Origin of the sequence: Oceanivirga miroungae, from assembly GCF_902505095.1 — a bacterium.
Taxonomy (GTDB): domain Bacteria; phylum Fusobacteriota; class Fusobacteriia; order Fusobacteriales; family Leptotrichiaceae; genus Oceanivirga; species Oceanivirga miroungae.
In genome coordinates this window covers 546,019-569,003 of sequence record NZ_CABWIB010000001.1, presented here as the reverse complement: position 1 = coordinate 569,003, position 22,985 = coordinate 546,019, and the positions used below count along the sequence as shown (strand labels likewise).

Genomic DNA, 22,985 nt, shown 5'->3' with positions numbered 1-22,985 from the left:
AATTTATACAAAAAAAATAAGCAATTTAAAGCGTTAATTAGAAATTATTAGACCTTAACTAAAATTATTTTCAAATAATGAAATTTAGATATCAAAAAAAGGCTTAAAGCCCTTATTTGAATAATGGATATAATTTTTCATCTTTATAATCTACATTATGCACTGAATTTATATATCTTATAGTTTTTGAATTTCCTCTAATAAGTAAAGTTTGAGTTTTTACTATATTATCTTTTCTTTTAACACCTTCTAGTATATCTCCACTAGTTATTCCAGTTGCAGAGAAAATTACTTCATCATCATGTGCTAAATCATCTAGCTTTAATACTTCTCCAACTACTAAACCTTTTTCTTCACATCTTCTTTTTTCGCTTTTACTTATCTTATCATTTTCAAGAGTAATACCTTTAACACTAGATCTTAATTTTAGTCTTGCTTGCATATCTCCACCTAATGCTCTTACAACCGCCGCTGATACAACTCCTTCAGGTGCACCACCTATTCCATACATAATATCAACATCTGATTCATCAATACAAGCTAGTATTGAAGTTGCTACATCTCCATCAGGGAATGCATAAACTTTAATACCTAAATTTTGTAATTCCTTTATTATCTTTTCATGTCTTGGTTTATCTAATATTGCAACTAAAATATCTTTTATATCTTTATTTTTTGCCTTTGCTACAATTTCTATGTTATCAAGTAAAGGCTTATTAAGATCAATTAATCCTTTTGCTTTACTTCCTACAATTAATTTTTCCATATACATATCTGGAGCTTTTAAAAAGCTACCTTTTTTTCCAACTGCTAAAACAGCTATAGCATTTGCTTGCCCTACTGATACCATTCTAGTACCTTCTACTGGATCTACTGCTATATCTACTTTTACACTATCTTCAGTTTGTAAACCAATTTTTTCGCCAATATATAGCATAGGAGCTTCATCTATTTCACCTTCTCCGATTACAATTTCTCCGTCTATGTCCATTCTATTTAATGCTAATCTCATCGCTTCTACTGCAACTTGGTCCACATTTTCTTTACTTCCTCTACCTAACATTTTATGACTTGCTATTGCTGCTGCCTCTGTAACTCTTGCAAAATCTAGTGCTAATTCTCTTTTCACTTAAAACTCCTTATTTTTTTTCTACTAAATACTTGTATAAAATTACGATACCTAAAACAATTAATATTAAAGGAAATATTAAATCTTGATATTTATTTGGAAGATAATCTTCAAGATACAGATAAACTCCTAAAACAATCATTAATACTCCAGATAATTTTTTCTTAGGATTTTGTAAAATAATAAATATTCCAAATAGTATAATAATAACTTGGTATGTAAAAATAAAGTTCAAAATACTAGAATCAATATAATTAACAAATAATTGTAAAATACCATACAGTATTAGAAATAAACCAATAAATGCCCCACTTTTCTTGTTCATTTTTCCTCCTAAATTAACTTATCTAAAAACATAGTAGCTAGTCCTAAAAAAAGGAAAAAACCACACACATCTGTAACTGTTGTTAATAATACTGCTGATGCCATAGCTGGATCAATATTTAATATTTTTAATACTACTGGTATTAAGTATCCAACCAAACAAGCAATAATACAATTTCCTATCATAGATAATAGGATAACTAAACTTAAGTATTTTAAACCAAACATAAAATAAACAATAAATCCACACACAATTCCTAGTATTAATCCGTTTATTAATCCTACTAATACATATTTTATAGAAATGCTTAGATTTTCATTATTCTCATATTCACCTAAGGCTATACTTCTAATTGTTACTGCTAAACTTTGAGTTCCAGCATTACCACCCATACCACTTACAATAGGCATTGCTGCAGCTAATGCTACTACTTTATTAATAGTTGATGAGAATAATCCAACTGTAAATGAAGCTAAAAAAGCTGTAAATAAATTTATCATAAGCCAAGGTAATCTTTTTTTTATACTATCAAATAGACTCGTTTCTAAGTCCTCATCATCAGAAGTCCCTGCTAATTTTAGTATATCTTCTGTATTTTCCTCTTGAATTACATCAACAACGTCATCTATTGTAATTATACCAAGTAATACTTTTTTTCTACTTAATACTGGAACAACTTTTAACCCATACTTAGAAACTAATTGTGCAACTTCTTCTTGGTCATCTTCTGGATATACATACTTTATATTTTCATCTGTAATATCATAAAGCACTGTGTCTTCTGGCATTATTAGAATATCTCTTAAATCAGCTTCTCCTATAACTTCGCCTTTTTCATTTTGCACAAATATTGTTTCTATATATTCTGTTTTAGGAGCCATTAACTTTATCTTTTCAAGTATTGCCTTTAGCTTTATATCTCCTTTAAAAGCAATGTATTGAGTAGTCATAATACCCCCTGCAGTTTCTGGAGCGTATCCTAATAATTCTCTTAACTTATTAGCGTCTGATCTTTTCATTTTACTTAAAAGAGATTTTCTTTTAGGAAAATCTAAATTCCCTAAAATATCAACTATATCATCTGGCGACATATATGAAAAAATTTCTAGAGCTTCTTCTTCTGATATTAAGTCTAGGATTTTAACTTGCAGCTCTTCATCAGCCTCTTCTATAATTGCTGCTTTTTCTTCATTATCAACAGCACTTAAAACACGAAGTATTTCTTCATTTTCATCTATTATATCTTCTAAATACTCTGCTATATCTACATCATGGACTTCTTCTAAATAGTCATGAATTTCTTCTTTTGTTTTTAATTCCTTAATATCTTCTGCTATCTCGTCTGCTGTTATCTCATCATCTTTGTAATCTTCATCTTCTTCATTTAATCTTTTATTTTTTAATTTTTCTTTTAATTCACTTATTTTTTCTTCATCTGACATAGTTGTTGCACCCCCTTTTTATTTATTTTATCACACTTTATTATAAAATAGAAATTATTTAGTTTTAGTTAGAGATTCCATAGACTTTATAAAATCTCTTTTTCTTTTTTCTGATGTAAATTTATACGAAACAGAATCATTATTATTATATTTTATAACTAATTTATTAAAGCCTGGTACTATTTCAACTATACCGTCCAATTTCACCTTTTTATTACCATAATACATTATATGTCTTTTACTATCATACATCATTGGATTAATAAACTCTAAAAATAAGGTGATAATAGCAATTTCAAAATAAGCAAATAACTTATAGTATCCTGCAAATCCCAATATAAATACAGAAATTATTAATACTATGGATAAATAAAAATATATATTCATTTCTTTTTTATATTCCAACATTTTTATATCTTTATTTTTTAGTATATTAATTATTGAAAGCATAAAATATATAAATTCATATACTAATAATACAGCTAAAATACTTGCTATTATTTGATCCAAAAATATTTTAGATATAAATAAACTTATTGCTAATATGTTAAAAACATATATAAATAAAACTAAATTCCATTTTTTCATTTATATTCACCACCTAGTATCTATTTTAGTATTTTTATACTACTTTTTCAAGAAAAAAAATGATATAATGAAAAAAAAGAAAAGGCGGTAATACTGTGAAAAGCAATCAAAGTTCAGACTCATTAAAAATAGCACTTCTTTTAACCTTTATAGGTGGTTTTTTAGAAATTTATTCTTTCTTATTAAAAGGTAAAGTTTTTGCAACTACAATGACAGGAAATATAATAATGATGATGTATAATGTATATAACTTAGATTTCTTATCTATTCCAAAGTATTTATTCCCCATAATATGCTTTTGTCTAGGAATAATCTATGTAGAATATATTAAGAAAAAATACTTTAATCATTCTATACATTGGAGAGAATTTATATTAGCACTTGAAATATTTTTAGTTATTCTAGTATTTCTATTTAGAAAAGAATATTTTAATATATTTACAACTTCAATAATTGGTTTTATGAGTGCTATTCAGATACAAAGCTTTAAAAAAACAGAAGATAACCTATATATGTCAACTATGTTAACTGGTAATACAAGAAAACTGATTGAAAGTATTATAAAGAAAAATACAAAACAAGTAAAAATATTTACACTTATTATACTAAGCTTTTGTGTTGGTGTAATATTTGGTGCCTTATTTATTGATTCTCTAAAAGAAGCTTCAATATTAATTTTACTACTGCCGCTTATTACAATATTTTACTTAATACACAAAAACATTTAGGAGGATTATGGAAAAAGAATTAACTGCCCTTTTAGAGGGAGAAGACTATTTTATATCAAAACTATCTAATTTTAGTGCATTTTTAAATGACCATTTACAAAATATTAACTGGGTAGGATTTTATATAGTAAAAGATGATGTATTAAAATTAGGTCCATTTCAAGGACATGTCGCTTGTTCAAATATAAAAAGAGGAAGAGGCGTTTGTGGAACCTGCTTACAAGAAGAAAAAACAATAGTAGTTCCAAATGTTCATGAATTTAAAGGTCATATTGCATGTGATGCAAATTCAAAATCTGAAATTGTTATACCAATATTTAAAGACAATAAAATGATAGCACTTTTAGATATTGATTCACCAATATATAATAGATTTACCAATGAAGATAAAATACTTTTAGAAAATTTAGTTAAAATATTAGAAAAGGGGCTTTAATGCCCCTATTTTAATATATCTTTTATTAATTTATTATCCTTTGGCTCTAGTGCCTTATCTATTTTTTCAGATTGGCTAGTGTCAAAAGTATCATTAAATATTTCCTCTTCATCTGATAATTTTTCAAAATCTCTAACAAACATATCTAAATTAACTATTTCTGGATTTTTATTTAATATAACTGTTGTTTTATAAAATTCTTCTTTTAAAATTACATAACCTAATTCTTCTAAAATATTTATACATATAATCAAAGCTGTTTTATTTACTGAAATCCTAGCTGCTAAATCTTCTATACTACAATTTCCCTTATTATTTAAAAAATTTTCTATAACACTATTCATTATCAAAATACAAATATTTTTTTTGTCTCTTATAGAAATATCTTCTACTGTAATTTCAAAATTTGTATCCATAGCATACGACATTTGAGCTCCTACTAAAACAACTACCCACAAATATTTTATCCAAAGTAAAAATAGTGGCACAAAAGCTAATGATCCATATATCGCATTATATCTTGAAATTGATACAATTAAAACAGTATAAAAATTACTTAAAATATATAGAACAAACGAAACTACTACAGCAGATATAACGCTTGATCTAAAAGTCACCTTTGTATTTGGTATTGCTTGATACATAAATGTTAAAAATATTACTATGAATAAAAACTTAAATAATTTTATAAGTCCTACAGTGTAAAAATTAAAGTAGTCTTTATCTATTGCAAACTGTGTTATTTTATCGTTTGTTGCCACAAATAGTATTACTATAACTGGTATAAGTATAACTAAAGATATGTACAACATATAGCTTTTAACTAAACTTTGCTTATAATTTGTTTTCCAAATTCTATTAAAGGCATATACTATTCTTTGAAATAACGCTATTACAGTCCAAAAAACAATTATAATCCCGATTCCTGCTAATAAATTAGTAGATAGTGAGTCTAGTAATTTTCTCGTTATATCTAGTATAAAGTTTAGCTGTTTTTCAGAAGTGGGTACAATAGAATTTATTTTATTTAATATATATATATCTAATCCAAATCCCTTAGTAAAACCTAATATTATAGCTAACAATGGAAATATTGAAATAAGTGATACATATGTTAAATCATTACTTAGCATTAAAATATCTGTGTTTATGAAATTTTTAAGTATTACATTTGTTAAACCTTTTATAGTTTTTATAAATATATTTGAAACTTTTTTCATAATTACTCCTCAGTTAGTATCATATATTCCATGTTAGAATATATTTCTTCCATAATTTCATTGTAATTTTCTATTTTTGCTTCTTCTACTAATACATCTTCTAATTTAGGATTAGTATTAGGATGCTTTGGTGCAAATAGACTACATGAATCTTCATGTGGTTCTATTGACTTTTTATATGTTCCTATTTCATTTGCAATTTCAATTATTTCTAATTTATCCATTCCTATCAATGGCCTAAATACAGGAATTTTTGATGCATCATTTGTACAAGTAAGTCCACCTAAAGTTTGACTTGCAACTTGACCTAGTGATTCTCCAGTTATAAGTGCTTGTAAATTTTTTTCATTTGCTAATCTATTAGCAAGTTTTACCATAACTCTTCTATTTAAAATTGTAGCATATTCATTATTAGTATATTTTTTTATTGCCTGCTGCATCTTTAGTATATTAAAATTATAAAAAATAGATTTTGAGTTATATCTTGTTAAAATTTCTACTAATTGCTGTATTTTAACTAAAGAATTTTTAGAGGTAAATGGAAAACTGTGAAATGTTACATAAGATAATTTCATTCCTCTTTTTGCCATTAAAAATGATGCTACAGGGCTATCTATACCACCTGATAACATTGATAAGCCTTTACCAGCTGAACCAAGTGGAAGTCCTCCATAAGCTTTTACTTTTTCTGTATATATATATGTATTTCTTCTAATATCTATACTAATTAAGCTATCCATATTTTTCATACTTACATCTTTAAATTCAGTATTTATAAGTACGCTAGCACCAATTTTTTTCGAATACTCCATCGAATTATAAATAAATCTTTTATCTGATCTATTTGTTTCTATTTTAAATGTTCTAGAACCTTTTTCATAAAGCATATTAGCAATTTCTAATACCCTATCTTCAATAATCTTATCATCTGTTTCAACCTTTACACAAAACGATATGTTATTTATCCCAAAAACATTTTTAATGGCTTCTAGTACTTTTTTTGCTCTTCCTTTTTCAAAGTTAATATATAGCTTTGACATATCATTTTCTAAATTAGTTTCAAAATCTAATTTTTTTAATCTACTTAAAATAGAATTTTTTATAGTTGACTCAAATATACCTCTATTTTTTCCTTTTAATGCTAATTCTCCATAAGCTAGACCAATAGCATTTATTTCATTTATATCAATATTTATTTTACTCATTACTCTTCTTTTCCAAATAGTTTTAATAGATATATAAATAAGTTAATAAAGTCAATATATAGAGAAAATGCCCCTATAACTGATACTTTTTCTAAAACTAAATCATTTCCATTGTTTGAAGCCAAATATATATTCTTTTTAATTTGGTTTACATCGTATGCTGTATAAACCATAAATATAAATACTCCAAAAACTGATAATAGCATATCTACTAAACTACTTCTTAAAAATATATTTATTAAACTTACAACAATTATTGCAATTATTGAAGCTAGTAAAAAACTAGAATATGTTGCTAAGTCTTTTTTTGTAACATAACCATAGATTGCAAGTGTTGCAAATAGTACTAATGTCCCTAATAAAACATATATTACGCTAGATACAGTATAAACTAATGTAACCAATGACAAACTAAATCCTGTTAGTATGGCGTAAACATACAGCAAAATAACCAATGTTGATTTACTTATTTTAAAAACAAATACTGACATTGATACTGCTATTACTACTTGAAGGATTAAAACAACTGCCATCATATTTATTACTGTATTTAGTATACTAGGGTTTGAACTTACAAACATTGCTGTTAATATTGTTAGAAAAATTGCACCTGTTAAAAGTAAAAATGTTTCTTTTAACTTATTAGATACAATTAAATTTACATCTTCTTGTGTATATTTTACGTTATAATACATTTAATCTCCTATATTTCTACATCTATTTCTTTAGCTAACATATCAATAAAATCATTAACATTCATACTTACTTGATCAGTTGATCCAAATCTTCTTACATTTACTGAACCTTCTTCAACTTCTTTTTTACCAACTATTAATTGAATAGGTATTTTCTCTTCAGCGTTAGCTTCTCTTATCTTATATGATATTTTTTCATCTCTATCGTCTAATTCTACTTTAAATCCTAAGTCTTTTAACTTTAAATACAAGTTATTAGCATATTCATTTTGGTCTTTAGATATTGGTAATATTTTAACTTGAACTGGTGCTAACCAAACTGGGAATGCTCCTGCATAATGTTCTATTAATATACCCATGAATCTTTCTAAACTTCCATACATTGCACGATGTATCATAACTGGTGTATGTTTTTCACCATCAGAACCTATATATTTTGCATCAAATCTTCTAGGCAAGTTAAAGTCTAATTGTATAGTCCCTGTTTGCCAAATTCTACCGATTGAATCTTTCATCTTAAAGTCAATTTTTGGACCATAGAATGCTCCGTCACCCTCATTTAGCTTGTACTCTTTCCCAGCAGCAGATAGGGCTTCTATTAATGAAGATTCTGCTGTTTCCCACAATGAATCTTCTCCTATTGATTTTTCTGGTCTAGTTGATAATTCAATATGATAATCAAATCCAAATAATTTATAATATCTATCATATAGATTTATTATTTCTATTATTTGATCTTTTATTTGTTCTTCTGTACAAAATACGTGTGTGTCATCTTGAGTAAATGCTCTAACTCTCATAAGTCCATGTAATGCTCCACTAAATTCATGTCTATGTACATGTCCCATTTCAGCTAATTTTAAAGGTAAATCTTTATATGATCTAAGTTCTGATTTAAATAATAAAACTCCTCCTGGACAGTTCATCGGCTTAATAGAGAATATCTTTTCATCAATTTCTGATGTATACATATTTTCTTTATAGTTTGCCCAATGTCCTGATGTTTCCCATAAGCTTCTATCTAACATTTGTGGCGTTCTTATTTCTTTATAGTTTTTCTTTAAGTGTTCTCTTCTCCATAATTCTTCTAATCTTAAAAATACACTCATACCTTTTGGTAAAAAGAATGGGAATCCTGGTCCATGTTCATCTAAGAAAAATAGTCCTAATTTTTTACCTAATTTTCTATGATCTCTTTTTTCAGCTTCTTCTAACATCATTAAATAATCATCTAATTCTTTTTTAGTTGCAAATGCTATACCATATATTCTTTGTAACATTTTATTATTTGAGTCACCTCTCCAATATGCACCTGCTGTTTTAGTTAATTTGAATGCTTTTACATAAGATGTACTTGGTAGGTGTGTCCCACGACAAAGGTCAAAAAACTCTCCTTGAGTATATGCACTTTGTATAGGATCTTCTATACCTTCTATTATTTCTACCTTATATTTTTCACCTTCATTTTTATATTTTTCTAATAATTCTTCTCTTTTTAATTCAAGTCTAGTAAATTTATAGTTTTCCTTTATTATTTTTTTCATCTCTTCTTCTATTTTCACTAAATCTTCTTCTGTGAATGCTCTTTCACTGTCAAAGTCATAGAAAAATCCATTTTCAATTACTGGTCCTATTGCTAGTTTTGTATTAGGAAATAGTCTTTTTACTGCTTGAGCCATTATGTGAGTTGTACTATGTCTTAATATATCAACACCTTCTTTATCATCTAAGGTAATTAGTCTTATATTTCCATTTTCCTTTAGTATAAATGAAACATCAACCTGTCTATCATTAAATATTGCTCCTACAGTTTTTTTAGCTAAACTTGTAGATAATTGTTTTGCAAATTCTATAACACTTATATTTTCTTCAACTTCTTTTATACTACCGTCAACTAATCTTATTTCTAACATATATCCTCCTATTTTGCTTTTTTTCTATTAAAGTACATTATTCCAATTATAGCTACTACTATCATTAAAATACTTACTATATATGGTGCTTTTATCCCCATAAAATATAAATCCTCTGCTCTTACCATACTAACTATATATCTTATAATTCCATAAGTTATTAGATATATCATTGAAAGTACCCCTACCTTATATTCTTTTTTTCTAAATATAAACCATATTAGATAAAATCCTATAAAATTAAGTATCATTTCATATATCATAGCTGGGTGTAGTGCATAATTTGGAAATTCTATACCTGCTTGTGTATTGCTTGGAAAGACTATACCCCAAGGTACTAAATCTTTAAATTTAGCTCTCGCTAATATATCTAGGCTATTATAGTATTCCCACCAAGAATTAAAATTTCCTTTTAATATTACACTAAGTGGAGTAAATGTAGGTACTCCATGTATTTCACCATTTGCTAGATTTCCTATTCTTCCTAAACCTTGACCCAATAATAAAGGACCTACTGCCATATCAGTTAGCACCCAAAAATTATATGACTTTAGTTTAGAAAATATATATGCTCCTATTATACCCCCTATTATACCTCCGTGTATTGCAAGTCCTCCTTGCCATACTTTAAGTGCATCTAGTGGAGCATTTTGATATAAGTCCCATCTTAAAAATACATAATAAAGTCTAGCCCCTGCTAGTCCAAAAAATATTTCATTAAAAGCAAAGTCTTCTATCAATTTTAAATTATCTATACCTCTTTTTTTAGCTATATCATCTCTTTTTGCAATATATATTGCTAAAAATAAGGCAATTATATACATTAAACTATATATTCTAAGTTCAAAACTACCTATTTTAAATAAATATGGTCTCATTTTGTCTCCTTTTAAAAGTTTTTTAATACCGTTTCACTAATTAGCATTCTGTCTTCGTTCGAATCACTTCCTAGTATTACTTCATACAATCTAGTATTTTTTTCTTCATCCTCATAGACAATACTTATATTATACCCAGCTATATCATGAAATCCTGTTTTAACACCTTTTATTTTATCATTTTTTCTTAATAATTCATTAGAGTTTATCAAGTTTATACCATCTACTTTTTTATACTTTGTAGATGTTATTTCCTCTATTATTGGATAGTTTGAAAGAGCATACTTTGTCATTTTATACACATCATATGCACTAGATACATCTATACATGAGTTTGTGTATTTTGGTGGAAGTCCATTAGCAGTACAAAAACTTGTATTATGTAATCCCAACTCAATTGCCTTTTTATTCATAAGTGATACAAAATCTTTTGAAACACTACTAGCTAATGCATTTGCACTTGAATTGGATGACATCATAAGAGTGTAATAAAGTAAATCTTTTATTCTATATTCTTTTCCTGCTTTAATTCTAACTCCATATGGTATACTTGCATCTTCAGATGAAACCTTTATTTTTCTATCTAAATCAAAATTATTATCCAATACTACCATTGCTGTCATTAATTTAGTTAGTGATGCTATTGGATAAGAAGAATCTTTATTATCTTCAATAAGTATTTCACCAGTATTATCATCAACTAAAATATATGATTTATATAAGCTATCATTTTCAATTTTTTTGTATGTTAACTCTTCTGAATAAGTATTATCTTTTATTTTACCAAATTCGCAAACAAGAGCTGCTACTGATATTGTTTGAAATAAAAGAAATACTGCCAAATACTTTTTCATTTTTAACCTACTTAAATTTTATAAACTTTTTAATAAGCTCATTTACTATAACTGGTATTAATGCAAATAATATAACTATATCTAAATCAAATATACTTAGTTTAGTTACTTTAAACGCATCACTTAATACTGGTATGTATAGTAAACTAAATTGTAATACTAATCCTATTATTAATGAATAGTTTAAGAATTTATTTTTAAATATTCCTATCTTAATTAAGCTTTCCTCACTACTTCTAGTTGTATAAGCATAGAACAGTTGTGATACAGTTAACACTATAAACGCCATTGTTCTAGCATAAGCTAATGAAGGTTCATCAGCCATACTTAAAGTATTTAAACTATAACCTTTTTCTATTAGTCCTATAACAAAGGCTGATAGTGTAAGTGTTCCAATTAATGTTCCACCTACTAAAGCTCTAAACCATGCACCTTGACTAAAGAAGTTTTCGTCTTTATCACGAGGCTTTTTACTCATCTGATCAGTGCTTATTGGATCTACTCCTAATGCTAATGCTGGTAATGAATCAGTCACTAGATTAATCCATAAGATTTGAGTAGCAATTAGCGGTATTGGCCATGCTAATATTGTCGCTATAAATATCGATATTACTTCTCCTAAGTTACATGATAGTAAGAATATTATTGCCTTTTTAATGTTATCGTATATATTTCTACCTTCTTCTATTGCAACAACTATTGTAGAAAAATCATCATCTGTTAAAATCATTGAACTTGCGCCTTTAGCTACATCTGTTCCTGTTATCCCCATAGCTACACCAATATCTGCAGATTTTAAACTTGGTGCATCATTTACACCATCACCTGTCATTGACACTATATTATTGTTTTTTCTTAATGCTTTTACTATTCTTACTTTATGAACAGGGCTAACTCTTGAAAACACTCTATAGTTAGTAACTACTTTTTCTAACATTTCATCTGACATTTCTTCTAATTCAGGACCACTTATAGTTTGATCTTCACTACTTGCTATATTTAAATTCTTTGCAATTGCAAAAGCTGTATCTTTATGATCTCCTGTTATCATGACTACTGCAATTCCTGCTTTATGTGCTTTTTTTATAGAATCAAATGCTTGCATTCTAGGTGGATCTATCATACCAGATATTCCAATAAATACTAAGTTATTTTCAAATTCATCTGAACTAATTTTGGTATCAGTATCCTTATATGCAACAGCTAATACTCTTAGAGCTTCTTTTGCCATATCATGTGCTTTTTCTAAAACTTCTTCTTTTAAAGAATCAGTAAATTCTACAACATTTCCATCAACTACAATATGCGTTGAAATTTTAAGTAAGTTATCCAATGCTCCTTTAGTATATACTCTAAAAGAATCTTTATTTTTAACTAAGGTTGACATTAATTTTCTATCTGAATCAAAAGAGTATTCATCTACTCTAGGGTGTAATTCATCTAATGAATCTCTTAATATACCTTCATTTATTCCTTTTGCTATTAGTGCTAATTCTGTTGGGTCTCCTATTTGTATATCCCCTTCTATTTTAGCATCTGATGATAATATGAATGCTTTTGTTAATAGATTTTCATCAATATCTTTTGTAAATGTTTTAACAACTGTCATCTTATTTTGCGTTAGAGTCCCAGTTTTATCTGAACAAATATAGTTAACAGAACCTAGTGTTTCAACTGCAGGTAATTTTTTAATAATAGCATTTTTTTTACTCATTCTTGTAACACCTAAAGATAGTACTATAGCAATTATTGCAACTAAACCTTCAGGTATCGCTGCTACTGCTAAGCTTATAGAGGTAATTAGCATTTCAACTGCTCCTCTTTTTTGCATTATCCCTATAACAAAGATTAAAACACATATAACTATAGCTATATATCCTAACTGTTTTCCTAGCTTATTCATTTTAACTTGAAGCGGCGTTTTTTCATCTTCAGTATCTAACATATCAGCAATTTTTCCAATTTGTGTATCATTTGAAGTTGCAATTACAACACCTTTAGCACGACCATAGCTAACAAGAGTTGACATAAATGCTAGATTTATTCTATCAGACATTAGAGTATCTTCTTCTAATATTACACTAGCATCTTTATTAACTGGTACTGATTCTCCCGTAAAACTACTTTCTTCTATTTGTAAACTACTAGTTTCAACTAATCTTAAATCAGCCGGAACTACTCTACCTGCATCTAATAAGACTATATCTCCTACAACTAAATCACTAGAATTTATCTCAAATGTTTTACCAGATCTTATAACAACTGCTTTTGGATTTGTCATTTTTTTAAGTGCTTCTAGTGCTTTTCCTGCTTTTAGCTCTTGTGTTACACCAACTACTGCATTAACAATTACAACTAATAAAATTATTATTGCATCTGTAAATTCTTTATTAACTATTGTAGTAATTACTGCTGCAACAATTAAAACATAAATCATAACATCATTTATTTGCTCAAAAAATATTTGAAATATTGTTTTCTTATTTGCTTCTTTTAATTCATTTTTTCCATTTTTTTCTAATCTTTTTTTAGCTTCTTCGTTCGATAAACCCTTATTTAAGTCTGTATCAAATATACTTACTATCTCTTCTATTTTTTTATTATGTAAACTCATCTACTCTCCTTCTATTTCAATTTCTTCATTTTCACCTTCTAATAATGAAATTGCAGTCTTTGTGTACGAAATAGCAGATATAATGCTAAGTACTACTGCTGGTAATAATATTATTGAATTTAACATATATGTTATATATGGAAATACTGGTATTAATCCTATTATAAATAAGCCAACGTATAAAGCAATTGTTTTATACTTTCCATATTTTGATGCTGGTATTATTTTAGAAGTTTTATTTGATACTAATGCTCTTATAGCTGTTATGAAAAACTCTCTAAATAATAGTATTAAAACTAATAATAAGCTTATAACTCCAGCTTGTAATAATACAAGTAAGAATGTAAATGTTAGTAATTTATCTGCAATAGGGTCCATTAATTTCCCAAAGTCAGTCACTGTATTAGTTTCTCTTGCTATTTTTCCATCATAATAGTCTGTGATAACTGCTATTGCAAATATTGCAAGAGCTATTATTCTAAATGTTGCTTTAACAACTAAGATATACGTTATATCACTACCACCAAAATATGATAACCATAAAAATAATAAAAATGGAACTATTAGTATTATTCTTAATATTGTTAATTGATTTGCTCTATTCATTTTTTCCATCATCTTCATTCCCTACCTTTTTCATACTTAAACTAAATTTATCATTTTCCATACTTATAACTTTAACTACTACTTCTTGATTCTCTACTAATGCATCTTCAACATTTTTAATTCTTTTATCACTTATTTCAGATATATGTAGTAAGCCTTCTTTTCCTGGTGCTAATGCAACAAAAGCTCCAAATTTAGCAAGCTTTACAACACGCCCTTTATATACCTTGTCTAATTCTGGCGTGAATGTTGCCATTTCAACTAACTCTTTTGCCTTATTCATCATAGCTTGATCTTTACCGTAAATACTTACTCTTCCATCATCTTCTATATCAATTTGAACATTTGTTTCATCTATAATAGCTTTAATATTTTTTCCACCTGGTCCTATTAGTATTGCTATTGTATTAGGATCAATTTGAAGATTTATAATCTTTGGCGCAGTTGGACTTAATTCTTTTCTAGGTTCTTTTATTACATTTTCCATAACTTCTATGATTTCAAATCTAGCCTTATTTGCTTGTTTTAATGCTATATCCATTATTTCACGACTTATACCTTCTATTTTTATATCCATTTGAATAGCCGTTATTCCATCTTTAGTTCCAGCAACTTTAAAGTCCATATCTCCTAAGTGATCTTCTAAACCTTGAATATCCGTTAATACTGTATACTCATCATTTTCTTTAATAAGTCCCATAGCAATTCCTGCAACAGTTTTTCTAATAGGTACACCTGCTGCCATTAATGCTAAACTTCCACCACAAATACTAGCTTGTGAACTTGACCCATTTGATTCTGTAATTTCTGATACAACTCTTACAGTATATGGAAATTCTTCTTCTGATGGCATTACAGCTTTTAGTGCTCTTTCTGCTAAGTTTCCATGCCCTAATTCTCTTCTTCCTGGAGCTCTTAAAAAACCAGCTTCTCCTACTGAAAATGGTGGGAAGTTATAGTGTAAGAAGAATTTTTTTCTACTTTCTTCTTCAAGACCATCTATTATTTGTTCATCATCTTTCGTACCTAGTGTAACAGTAGCTAAACTTTGAGTTTCACCACGAGTGAATAAGGCAGATCCATGTGGCATTTTTAAAGTATCAATTTCTGCATATAAAGGTCTTATTTCATCTATTTTTCTTCCATCTGGTCTATATTTATCAAATATTATTAAGTTTCTTACTATTTCCTTTTCTAAATCGTGATAGTATGCTCTTAAGTGTTTTTTGTAGTATTTAATATCTTTAACATCAGATACACCTAATAATTCATCAATAGCAACTTCTATATCTTTTTCTTCTTTGTTAGTTAATATTTCACGAGCTTTTGCTTGTATGAAAAATTCTTCTAATTTTTTACCTAGATTTTCAACTGCTTCTTGTTTTTCAAGTTTTCCTGGTACTAGTATAGCTTTTTTGATGTCTTCTTTATACTCATCTAAGTAACTCTTAACTTCAGCATCAATTTCTGTTTTTGTAAATTCCATTTTTTTAACATCAAAGCTATTTATTATTTCAATTTGGCTATTACAAATATTTTTAATATTTTCATGACCAAATAAAATAGCATTTAACATTTCTTCTTCTAATACTTCATCACTACTAGCTTCAACCATCGTTATAGCATCTTTTGTACCAGCAACAGATAAGTAAATTCTTGATTTTTCTTGTTCTTCTTTTGTTGGATTTAAGATATATTTACCATCTATCATACCAACTGTAACTCCTGCTACTGGTCCACTAAATGGTATATCTGAAATCCCTAAAGCTAAACTTGCTCCTATTGTAGCCATGTTTTCTGGCATATTTACACCATCAAATGATAATACATTTATTACTATATGTACTGCATTTAAAAACCCATCTGGGAATAATGGTCTTATAGGTCTATCAACTATTCTTGAAATTAAAATTTCTTCTGTTGATGGTTTTGCTTCTCTTTTAATAAATCCACCTGGAAATTTACCACTTGCGTACATTTTTTCAATGTAGTCTACCGTTAATGGGAAAAAGTCCTGACCATCTCTTACATCTTTTGATCTAGTAGCAGTTACTAATACCTTTGTATCTCCCATTTCAAGCATAACAGACCCACTTGCTTGTCTTGCTATTTTACCAGTATTAACTTTTAATACGCTATTTCCAACATTTATTTCAAAGTTTTTTTCATTTTGAAACATATTTCCTCCTTTAATTTAAGGCCCTGTAAATAATATTGCAAATCTAATATTTATTAGAGCTCCAACATTACTTACATCTTAGGCCATTATTTTACATTTTAACATATTTTCAAACTTCTATCAATACATAAAGCATTGATTTTACTTAGTTTATATTTTAAAAAGCAGCAAGAAATATATCTTACTGCTTTGTTTTAATACAATTAAAGTTCTATACTTACTAACTTGGTTTGAACATCGTAGCCCTCATATCCTTTTTTGCCTTCAATAATTTCTTTATATTTAGCTATTTGTTCTTTATACACTTTGTTATTTTCTGCATTTTTTTCTGTTTTATAATCAAATATAATTATTTTCTTATTTTTATTATCTATATTTACTCTGTCTATTCTATATAGATTATATTCATCATCTTTTATTTCAAACTCATTGTATATTTCATATTTTTTAATATCATACATATCTTCGTTATTTTCTATGAATAGATTTGCTTTTTCTATTAATTTTTTAGTTTCACTAGGCCCTATTAAATTAGCATATCTTTTATATAGCATAGATTTAGCTACATTCATATCTTCTTTTGATTTTATGTACTGCATATAGTAATGAAGTGCTAGACCATTTTTTCTTTTTAACTCCATTTTTAAACTATTTTTTATACCAGTTTTTTTACTTTCTTCATATTCAGTTTTAGTATAGAACATACTATTACTAAATTCTATTTCTTTTACATTTTCTATGTCATTTCCAATTTCATTATCTTCATAAACACTACTTACTTTTTCGCCTTTTAATTTTAAGTAGTTATCTTCCTCTTTACCTTCTATATAGTAAACATATAGATTATTTTTAGGTCTTGTAAGTCCAACATAAGCAAGATTTTTAGAATTTTCTAATTCATCTTCCCTAAAATATTCTACAAATTCTTTACCAACTTTTGTTTCTTCTATAATAGCTCTTTTTTTAATAAATAGATAATCAATTATCTCACCATTTTCTCTTTTATATGCTATTTTAAAATCTTTTAAATCATCTTTTTTAAATTCGTGTAAAATATGTATATCATCATATTCTAAACCTTTTGAACTATGTATAGTTAATATATTAATTGCTTTTTGGTTTTTGCTATTTACTTTTTTTATACCAGATAAATTCTTATCATAATTATCATAAAAATCTTTTAGATTATTTGCCTTATCTACTAAATCTAAAAAGTTGTTTATATTTATTATTTCATCATCACTCATATTTTCGCTATAGCCAAAAGAACTTATGTACTTTCTCTTAAAATCAGAAGAATTTTTTTCAAGGCTTCTTATACTCTTTATTATACTATTTTCTTCTAACTTGTTATCAATAAACTTTTTAACATCATTTATACTCATTTGTATTAAATCAGATCTTAAAAATTCAAGTAACTTATATGTATCCTTTGTAACTAAGTAGTCTATTAAAAGCTTTATCACTTTAATATTTTTATCTTTTACTAAAAGCATAGATTCTATTGAATTATATTCCATATTATTTTTATATAGCTCATAACTCATTTTAGATATTTGGTTATTTGTGTTAAACAAGATGGCAGCCGATTTATTTTCGTTTCCCTTAAGTTTATTAGCAATAACACTAAAAATACCATCATTTTTAGCTTCTTCTTTTTTTACTTCAATTACTTCTACATGCCCTTTATCTTTTACATAGCCTACATTTTCATAATCATAGTTTTCTAAATTTAAAAACTTATTATTTACATACTCAACTATATTTTCTCTTGTTCTATAACAAGTATTTAAACTTTTTGTTTCAATTTCAATATCAGCTATATTTTTCTCTAATATACTTGATATATTTTTAAATATAGAACTATTTGCTCCACGAAAAGCATAAATTGCTTGCTTATAGTCTCCTACTATTAAAACTTCTTGACAATTTCTAAGTAATGGCATAAATATTTTTAATTGAACATTATCCGTATCTTGAAACTCATCTATCATGAATACTTTTATATTTGAGCCTATAATATCATAGAGTTTATCTTGAGCAAACCCATTTTTTACAAGTCCAATTTCTTTTTCAGAAAAATACTTATCTGTATAAAAAGAAATATCAGAAAAAGTGAATCTTCTTTCTCTAAAGTTTATTTCTTCTAAGTAATCGTATACTTTTTTTGCTATTTTTCTATAAATTATATTATATTTATATATTACATCTTCTAAATATAGTTCACACATAGCTTCTTTTTTATTTTCAACAATTTCATTTATTTTAACTGCTTCATTATAGAAAGCTGAACTTGTTTTTACATAAGTCGTTGTTATGAAACTTTTATTTTTAAACTCATTAAATACTTTAATAAGGCTCTTTGCATTTTTACTATTTTTAATTCTTTCAATTAAATCTTTTGAAACTGAAAATACATTTAATTTACCACGTGATTCATTTTCAAAAACTATATCAGAAAATTCAGAAAATTCTTTTAATAAATCTTCTTTCATTAGTTCTAAATCATATTTTTTGTTATTTAATAAATCACTTTCTTTGTTTATTAGATGGTATAACACGTTTCTATTTTTTATAATGCCATCTTTTATTATTTCTTTTAATTCATCTATTTTTTTCTTAGAATTAAACATATATAGTTCTTTAAATTCTTCATAATCATTTTCTATTAATTTTTCTAAAATAGTTTGAATTAAATTATCATCATCACTTGATAATACCTCATAAGAATATATATTTTTATATGGAGCTATTGCTAGTTTAAATATTTTATTTATAAAGGCATCATTTGTACTTATTTTGATATTTTCTGAGTTTTTAATCATATCAAAATATACTTCTTTTAATAGCTTGTGATTTATCTTAACACCCATAGACTTTATTATGTCTTCATAGTTGTTTTCTTCAAAAATTATATTATATAAAAATTTAATTACTCTTTCTTTGATTTCTGATGTTGCTTTTTTAGTAAATGTTATAACCTGTATTTCATCATACTTTACACCCTTATTTAAGGCTTTTAAATATTCTATTGCCATAGTATATGTTTTACCAGTTCCAGCACTAGCATTTATTATTTTAGCTTTCATTAGATTTAACTCCTCTTATGATATTTTTTAAATTATACTCCAATACATTTTTTTCTATTTGTATTTTGTCTAAACCTCTAACATAATTTACCCTTTCTAAAAACTCAGAATATGTAAACTCTTTTTTATCTGTTTTTACTTCTTTATTTTCATCAAAGGGATAATATACTAATGTATCTATAACTTCTTTGTTTTCACTATATTCTAAAAAGGTTTTATATAGATTTACTTGATAGTCATAGATTATGGAATTTTTATTCATTCCTGATTTTATATCAGATACTATATATTTATTATCTTTTTCAAATAAGGTATCTATTATATAGTTTATCTTTATATTATCATCTATATCAAGTTCAAGCTTTTTCTCACAAACTACACCATATTTTCTATATTTTAAAACATATTTTAATACATCTTCTAATACTTCATCAAATAGTAAAACACTATAAATACCAAAGTATTCTTTTTTTATGTAGTCTTTATACACATTTAAAACTTTTTCTTTTATTTTCTTTAAATCTTGTATGTTTTCTACTTTTTCTTCTAATGCAGTTTCTACTATTTCATGTATAATATTTCCTATTGTAATATTACTTATACTTGTATCATCTATACTTATGTATTTTAATTTATTTTTATCTATATATTTTTTTAAAATATATGACATTAAATCTTCCATAAAGCTTGATATTGAGTAACCATTTATTTTAATATCTGAAAAATCTTCTTTTTCTACTTTAATATAGTCATTTTCTGTTAAAAAATCAGAATTTTCTTTTACATCATTTCTGTCCTGACTAATATACATAAGGTGTTTTTTTATTTCTTTTGATGAATATGATATATTTTTTTCCTTAACATCATTTTCAACAAATATGCTTTTAAATACTGATTTTATATCTATATCATTTTCTTCATTTTTTATATACAGTATGTCTACATTATTAGATAAATACATTTGACGAACAAATGGATAGTATTTTGCATATTTAAAATCATTTGCTTTTTTTAAATTTAATTTCTTTCTTTGGTTAGCATCTAATATGTATTCTCTAACATTCATGTCCATATTAGCTTGGGCATTTAGTAAAAAATAATTTTCTTTTTTCTCATTAGTAGGATTTAGTATTTCATACTTTTCGCTTTTTAATTTACTAGAATCTTTTTTAGCATCTAAGTATTTTAATATTAGTTTATACACATCTTTTTTCTTATCTATGTATTTTAATAAAGAAAAATCTTTTAAAACATATATTTCAGATACTGCTTCTAAAAATTTATCTGTTTCATCTTTGTATTTTTTAGATATGTCATCACAAAGTTTAAATACATCATAATTTAGTAGTTCTTCTAAAAATTCATATGAATCTATATCTACATACTTTTTTGTACTCATATATTCTTTTTTTACTTTTTCTAAAATATCATAAGATATATTGAAAAAAGAGTTAAATTCTTCATCTAATGTAGCAAAATATATACTTTGTAATTCTATTTTTTTTGTCTTTTTATCAAGACTATTTTCTATATCATATATACTATTTAAAAGTTTATAGCTTTTTGATTTATTTAGATAATTTTTCTTATGCCAGTTAAGTAAATTACAAGAAATTTCATTGTATTCTCTTTTATCGTTCACATCATTTATATGTACATCTAAATTATCTTTACTTAATTTTTCTGTTAAATACAGAAGCATTGTTTTTGTATCAGTAAAACTATTTAATGATACTTTATTATCTAACTTTTCTACTGTTATATTTTCTAGTATCATTTTTTCTTTATTAAAATCATTTTCATCAGTAAATAGTAAATATTCAATTTCGATATCTAATTTATTTAATACTTCCAATTCTTTTTTATTTGTATACATTTTATTTACAAAAACTATCTTTTTATATCTTTTTATATACTCACTATTAATTTTATAGTCATGGAAAATTAAATATGTTGGCATTATATTTTCTTTATTTTTTTTCTCTATCATCTTATTATGTATGTTATATATTGCTTTCATGTATTTTTCTTGCCATTTTTCTAGTTCTAACATTTCATAACTAATATTATTGTAGTATAGCTCTTTTATTAGTCTATAGTAGTTGTATGCTGTGTCTATAGAATCAAAATACGAAGAAATATTAAATGTTTTTTTCTCCCCCTCTGATAAAAGTGAATAAAATAGTAAACTTTCTTTTTCTTCTTTTAAAACGATACTATCCACCAGTATGACATTTTCAAAAAATTCAACAACATCGCTTTGACTTTCTAAGTACAAAATATCTTTAGAATCATTTTTGATATATTCTTCTTTTATACTTTTAAAATTGAATTTAATCATAAAGCCCCCCTTTTTTTAAAACTCAATATTTTTCAAATTATACTTATTTCCTATTATTTTTTCTAACTCAATTAAATTTTTTATCTTATATTTTTTTCTGTATGAAATTATCTTTTTTATATCATAGTTAGATAAGCCTAGATATTTTAATTCTTTTTTTGTCATCTTATTTATATTATGTCTTTTATACTTTTTATAGCTTGCATCTTTAAATACCTTAGATATTTTAGATAGATCATCTGAACTTATATATGGTATATTCTCTAATTCTTTTATTTCGTTTATTTGCCCCATATATTCTTTATACTCTAATATGCTTTCTATCTTTTTTTTAGATAAATTTAAGTTAGCATAATCATCATAAGATATACTATTAATATCTCTTTTATTTTTGGTATACTCTTTTAATACCACTTCTTCATTTATTTCGACATGATATTCATTTGATAAATTTTTAGTTTCATTTTCTTTCTTATTTAGTATATTTTTATATGGTTTATTCACAAAGATAAATGTAGTTAATAGGAATACAAAAAAAGATATTATTGCCTTTTCATATTTATACTTTACCTTCTTACTTTTTTTTCTTGCCAAGTTTTTCTCCTTTTTATAATTTTTCAACTTATTTGAGCTTGAATGACACAAGCAAAGTTTTATTCAACAAAAACACTTTTATTCTAACATATAAAATTTAAGTGGAATTCCACCTTTTTATTTCGAGTTTTTTGTTATGTTCTTTTATA

Annotated in this window: 18 protein-coding genes; 2 read left to right on the top strand and 16 right to left on the bottom strand. The window is 25.9% G+C overall.

Annotated features, from left to right (window positions below):
• Positions 1 to 112: 112 nt before the first annotated feature.
• From glpX to OMES3154_RS02865, 4 genes are read right to left on the bottom strand one after another with little or no spacing between them, the layout of a single operon-like run.
• Entirely contained in the window at positions 113 to 1,129 is a 1,017-nt protein-coding gene (gene glpX, locus OMES3154_RS02880) for a class II fructose-bisphosphatase (protein WP_156683302.1), read from the bottom strand.
• 10 nt (positions 1,130 to 1,139) lie between these two features.
• The gene (locus OMES3154_RS02875; protein WP_156683301.1) at positions 1,140 to 1,454 is read right to left on the bottom strand and encodes a LiaF transmembrane domain-containing protein; all 315 of its coding nucleotides are present in this window, start codon (positions 1,452 to 1,454) and stop codon (positions 1,140 to 1,142) included.
• An 8-nt stretch (positions 1,455 to 1,462) separates the two neighbouring features.
• Positions 1,463 to 2,896 carry a magnesium transporter gene (mgtE, locus tag OMES3154_RS02870; protein WP_156683300.1) on the bottom strand — a complete coding sequence of 478 codons (1,434 nt, stop codon included), beginning with the start codon at positions 2,894 to 2,896 and terminating at the stop codon, positions 1,463 to 1,465.
• Between the two features lie 54 nt (positions 2,897 to 2,950).
• Positions 2,951 to 3,484: a hypothetical protein gene (locus OMES3154_RS02865; RefSeq protein ID WP_156683299.1), complete on the bottom strand. Its 534-nt coding sequence runs from the start codon at positions 3,482 to 3,484 to the stop codon at positions 2,951 to 2,953.
• 95 nt (positions 3,485 to 3,579) lie between these two features.
• On the opposite strand from OMES3154_RS02865, the gene OMES3154_RS02860 reads away from it, so the two are divergent.
• Together OMES3154_RS02860 and OMES3154_RS02855 are read left to right on the top strand one after the other, a co-directional pair.
• Entirely contained in the window at positions 3,580 to 4,212 is a 633-nt protein-coding gene (locus tag OMES3154_RS02860) for a YoaK family protein (RefSeq protein ID WP_156683298.1), read from the top strand.
• Between the two features lie 7 nt (positions 4,213 to 4,219).
• A complete protein-coding gene (locus OMES3154_RS02855; protein ID WP_156683297.1) occupies positions 4,220 to 4,648 on the top strand; it encodes a GAF domain-containing protein in 429 nt (142 codons plus the stop codon).
• Between the two features lie 5 nt (positions 4,649 to 4,653).
• On the opposite strand, the gene OMES3154_RS02850 is transcribed toward OMES3154_RS02855, so the two are convergent.
• From OMES3154_RS02850 to OMES3154_RS02795, 12 genes are all read right to left on the bottom strand, one after another.
• Positions 4,654 to 5,868 carry a YihY/virulence factor BrkB family protein gene (locus OMES3154_RS02850; protein ID WP_156683296.1) on the bottom strand — a complete coding sequence of 405 codons (1,215 nt, stop codon included), beginning with the start codon at positions 5,866 to 5,868 and terminating at the stop codon, positions 4,654 to 4,656.
• A 2-nt stretch (positions 5,869 to 5,870) separates the two neighbouring features.
• On the bottom strand, positions 5,871 to 7,073 hold the full coding sequence (gene thiI / locus OMES3154_RS02845) for a tRNA uracil 4-sulfurtransferase ThiI (RefSeq protein ID WP_156683295.1): 1,203 nt from the start codon (positions 7,071 to 7,073) through the stop codon (positions 5,871 to 5,873).
• On the bottom strand, positions 7,073 to 7,768 hold the full coding sequence (locus tag OMES3154_RS02840) for a Bax inhibitor-1/YccA family protein (protein ID WP_156683294.1): 696 nt from the start codon (positions 7,766 to 7,768) through the stop codon (positions 7,073 to 7,075). The genes thiI and OMES3154_RS02840 overlap by 1 nt, the downstream gene beginning before the upstream one ends.
• Before the next feature lie 8 nt (positions 7,769 to 7,776).
• The gene (gene thrS / locus OMES3154_RS02835; RefSeq protein ID WP_156683293.1) at positions 7,777 to 9,681 is read right to left on the bottom strand and encodes a threonine--tRNA ligase; all 1,905 of its coding nucleotides are present in this window, start codon (positions 9,679 to 9,681) and stop codon (positions 7,777 to 7,779) included.
• Between the two features lie 8 nt (positions 9,682 to 9,689).
• Positions 9,690 to 10,559: a prolipoprotein diacylglyceryl transferase gene (gene lgt / locus OMES3154_RS02830; RefSeq protein WP_156683292.1), complete on the bottom strand. Its 870-nt coding sequence runs from the start codon at positions 10,557 to 10,559 to the stop codon at positions 9,690 to 9,692.
• An 11-nt stretch (positions 10,560 to 10,570) separates the two neighbouring features.
• Positions 10,571 to 11,413 (bottom strand): D-alanyl-D-alanine carboxypeptidase family protein, encoded by an 843-nt coding sequence (locus tag OMES3154_RS02825; protein ID WP_156683291.1) that lies wholly within the window; start codon positions 11,411 to 11,413, stop codon positions 10,571 to 10,573.
• Positions 11,414 to 11,420: 7 nt separating this feature from the next.
• Entirely contained in the window at positions 11,421 to 14,027 is a 2,607-nt protein-coding gene (locus OMES3154_RS02820; protein ID WP_156683290.1) for a cation-translocating P-type ATPase, read from the bottom strand.
• Positions 14,028 to 14,642 carry a CDP-diacylglycerol--glycerol-3-phosphate 3-phosphatidyltransferase gene (pgsA, locus tag OMES3154_RS02815; protein WP_231679257.1) on the bottom strand — a complete coding sequence of 205 codons (615 nt, stop codon included), beginning with the start codon at positions 14,640 to 14,642 and terminating at the stop codon, positions 14,028 to 14,030.
• Positions 14,626 to 16,812, bottom strand: coding sequence for a polyribonucleotide nucleotidyltransferase (gene pnp / locus OMES3154_RS02810; RefSeq protein WP_156683288.1), 2,187 nt, complete (start codon positions 16,810 to 16,812; stop codon positions 14,626 to 14,628). Before pnp ends, pgsA begins: the two co-directional genes overlap by 17 nt.
• A gap of 203 nt (positions 16,813 to 17,015) precedes the next feature.
• Positions 17,016 to 19,901, bottom strand: a complete 2,886-nt coding sequence (locus tag OMES3154_RS02805; protein WP_156683287.1) for a UvrD-helicase domain-containing protein — start codon at positions 19,899 to 19,901, stop codon at positions 17,016 to 17,018.
• On the bottom strand, positions 19,891 to 22,242 hold the full coding sequence (locus OMES3154_RS02800) for a PD-(D/E)XK nuclease family protein (RefSeq protein ID WP_156683286.1): 2,352 nt from the start codon (positions 22,240 to 22,242) through the stop codon (positions 19,891 to 19,893). Before OMES3154_RS02800 ends, OMES3154_RS02805 begins: the two co-directional genes overlap by 11 nt.
• A 15-nt stretch (positions 22,243 to 22,257) precedes the next feature.
• Positions 22,258 to 22,836: a hypothetical protein gene (locus OMES3154_RS02795; RefSeq protein WP_156683285.1), complete on the bottom strand. Its 579-nt coding sequence runs from the start codon at positions 22,834 to 22,836 to the stop codon at positions 22,258 to 22,260.
• Positions 22,837 to 22,985 lie beyond the last annotated feature (149 nt).

Excerpts from the sequence above, each read along its gene's own strand:
- OMES3154_RS02875 (WP_156683301.1), bottom strand. The coding sequence starts at position 1,454 with ATGAACAAGAAAAGTGGGGCATTTATTGGTTTATTTCTAATACTGTAT.
- mgtE (WP_156683300.1), bottom strand. The coding sequence starts at position 2,896 with ATGTCAGATGAAGAAAAAATAAGTGAATTAAAAGAAAAATTAAAAAAT.
- OMES3154_RS02865 (WP_156683299.1), bottom strand. The coding sequence starts at position 3,484 with ATGAAAAAATGGAATTTAGTTTTATTTATATATGTTTTTAACATATTA.
- OMES3154_RS02855 (WP_156683297.1), top strand. The coding sequence starts at position 4,220 with ATGGAAAAAGAATTAACTGCCCTTTTAGAGGGAGAAGACTATTTTATA.
- OMES3154_RS02850 (WP_156683296.1), bottom strand. The coding sequence starts at position 5,868 with ATGAAAAAAGTTTCAAATATATTTATAAAAACTATAAAAGGTTTAACA.
- thiI (WP_156683295.1), bottom strand. The coding sequence starts at position 7,073 with ATGAGTAAAATAAATATTGATATAAATGAAATAAATGCTATTGGTCTA.
- OMES3154_RS02840 (WP_156683294.1), bottom strand. The coding sequence starts at position 7,768 with ATGTATTATAACGTAAAATATACACAAGAAGATGTAAATTTAATTGTA.
- thrS (WP_156683293.1), bottom strand. The coding sequence starts at position 9,681 with ATGTTAGAAATAAGATTAGTTGACGGTAGTATAAAAGAAGTTGAAGAA.
- lgt (WP_156683292.1), bottom strand. The coding sequence starts at position 10,559 with ATGAGACCATATTTATTTAAAATAGGTAGTTTTGAACTTAGAATATAT.
- OMES3154_RS02825 (WP_156683291.1), bottom strand. The coding sequence starts at position 11,413 with ATGAAAAAGTATTTGGCAGTATTTCTTTTATTTCAAACAATATCAGTA.
- OMES3154_RS02820 (WP_156683290.1), bottom strand. The coding sequence starts at position 14,027 with ATGAGTTTACATAATAAAAAAATAGAAGAGATAGTAAGTATATTTGAT.
- pgsA (WP_231679257.1), bottom strand. The coding sequence starts at position 14,642 with ATGGAAAAAATGAATAGAGCAAATCAATTAACAATATTAAGAATAATA.
- pnp (WP_156683288.1), bottom strand. The coding sequence starts at position 16,812 with ATGTTTCAAAATGAAAAAAACTTTGAAATAAATGTTGGAAATAGCGTA.
- OMES3154_RS02805 (WP_156683287.1), bottom strand. The coding sequence starts at position 19,901 with ATGAAAGCTAAAATAATAAATGCTAGTGCTGGAACTGGTAAAACATAT.
- OMES3154_RS02800 (WP_156683286.1), bottom strand. The coding sequence starts at position 22,242 with ATGATTAAATTCAATTTTAAAAGTATAAAAGAAGAATATATCAAAAAT.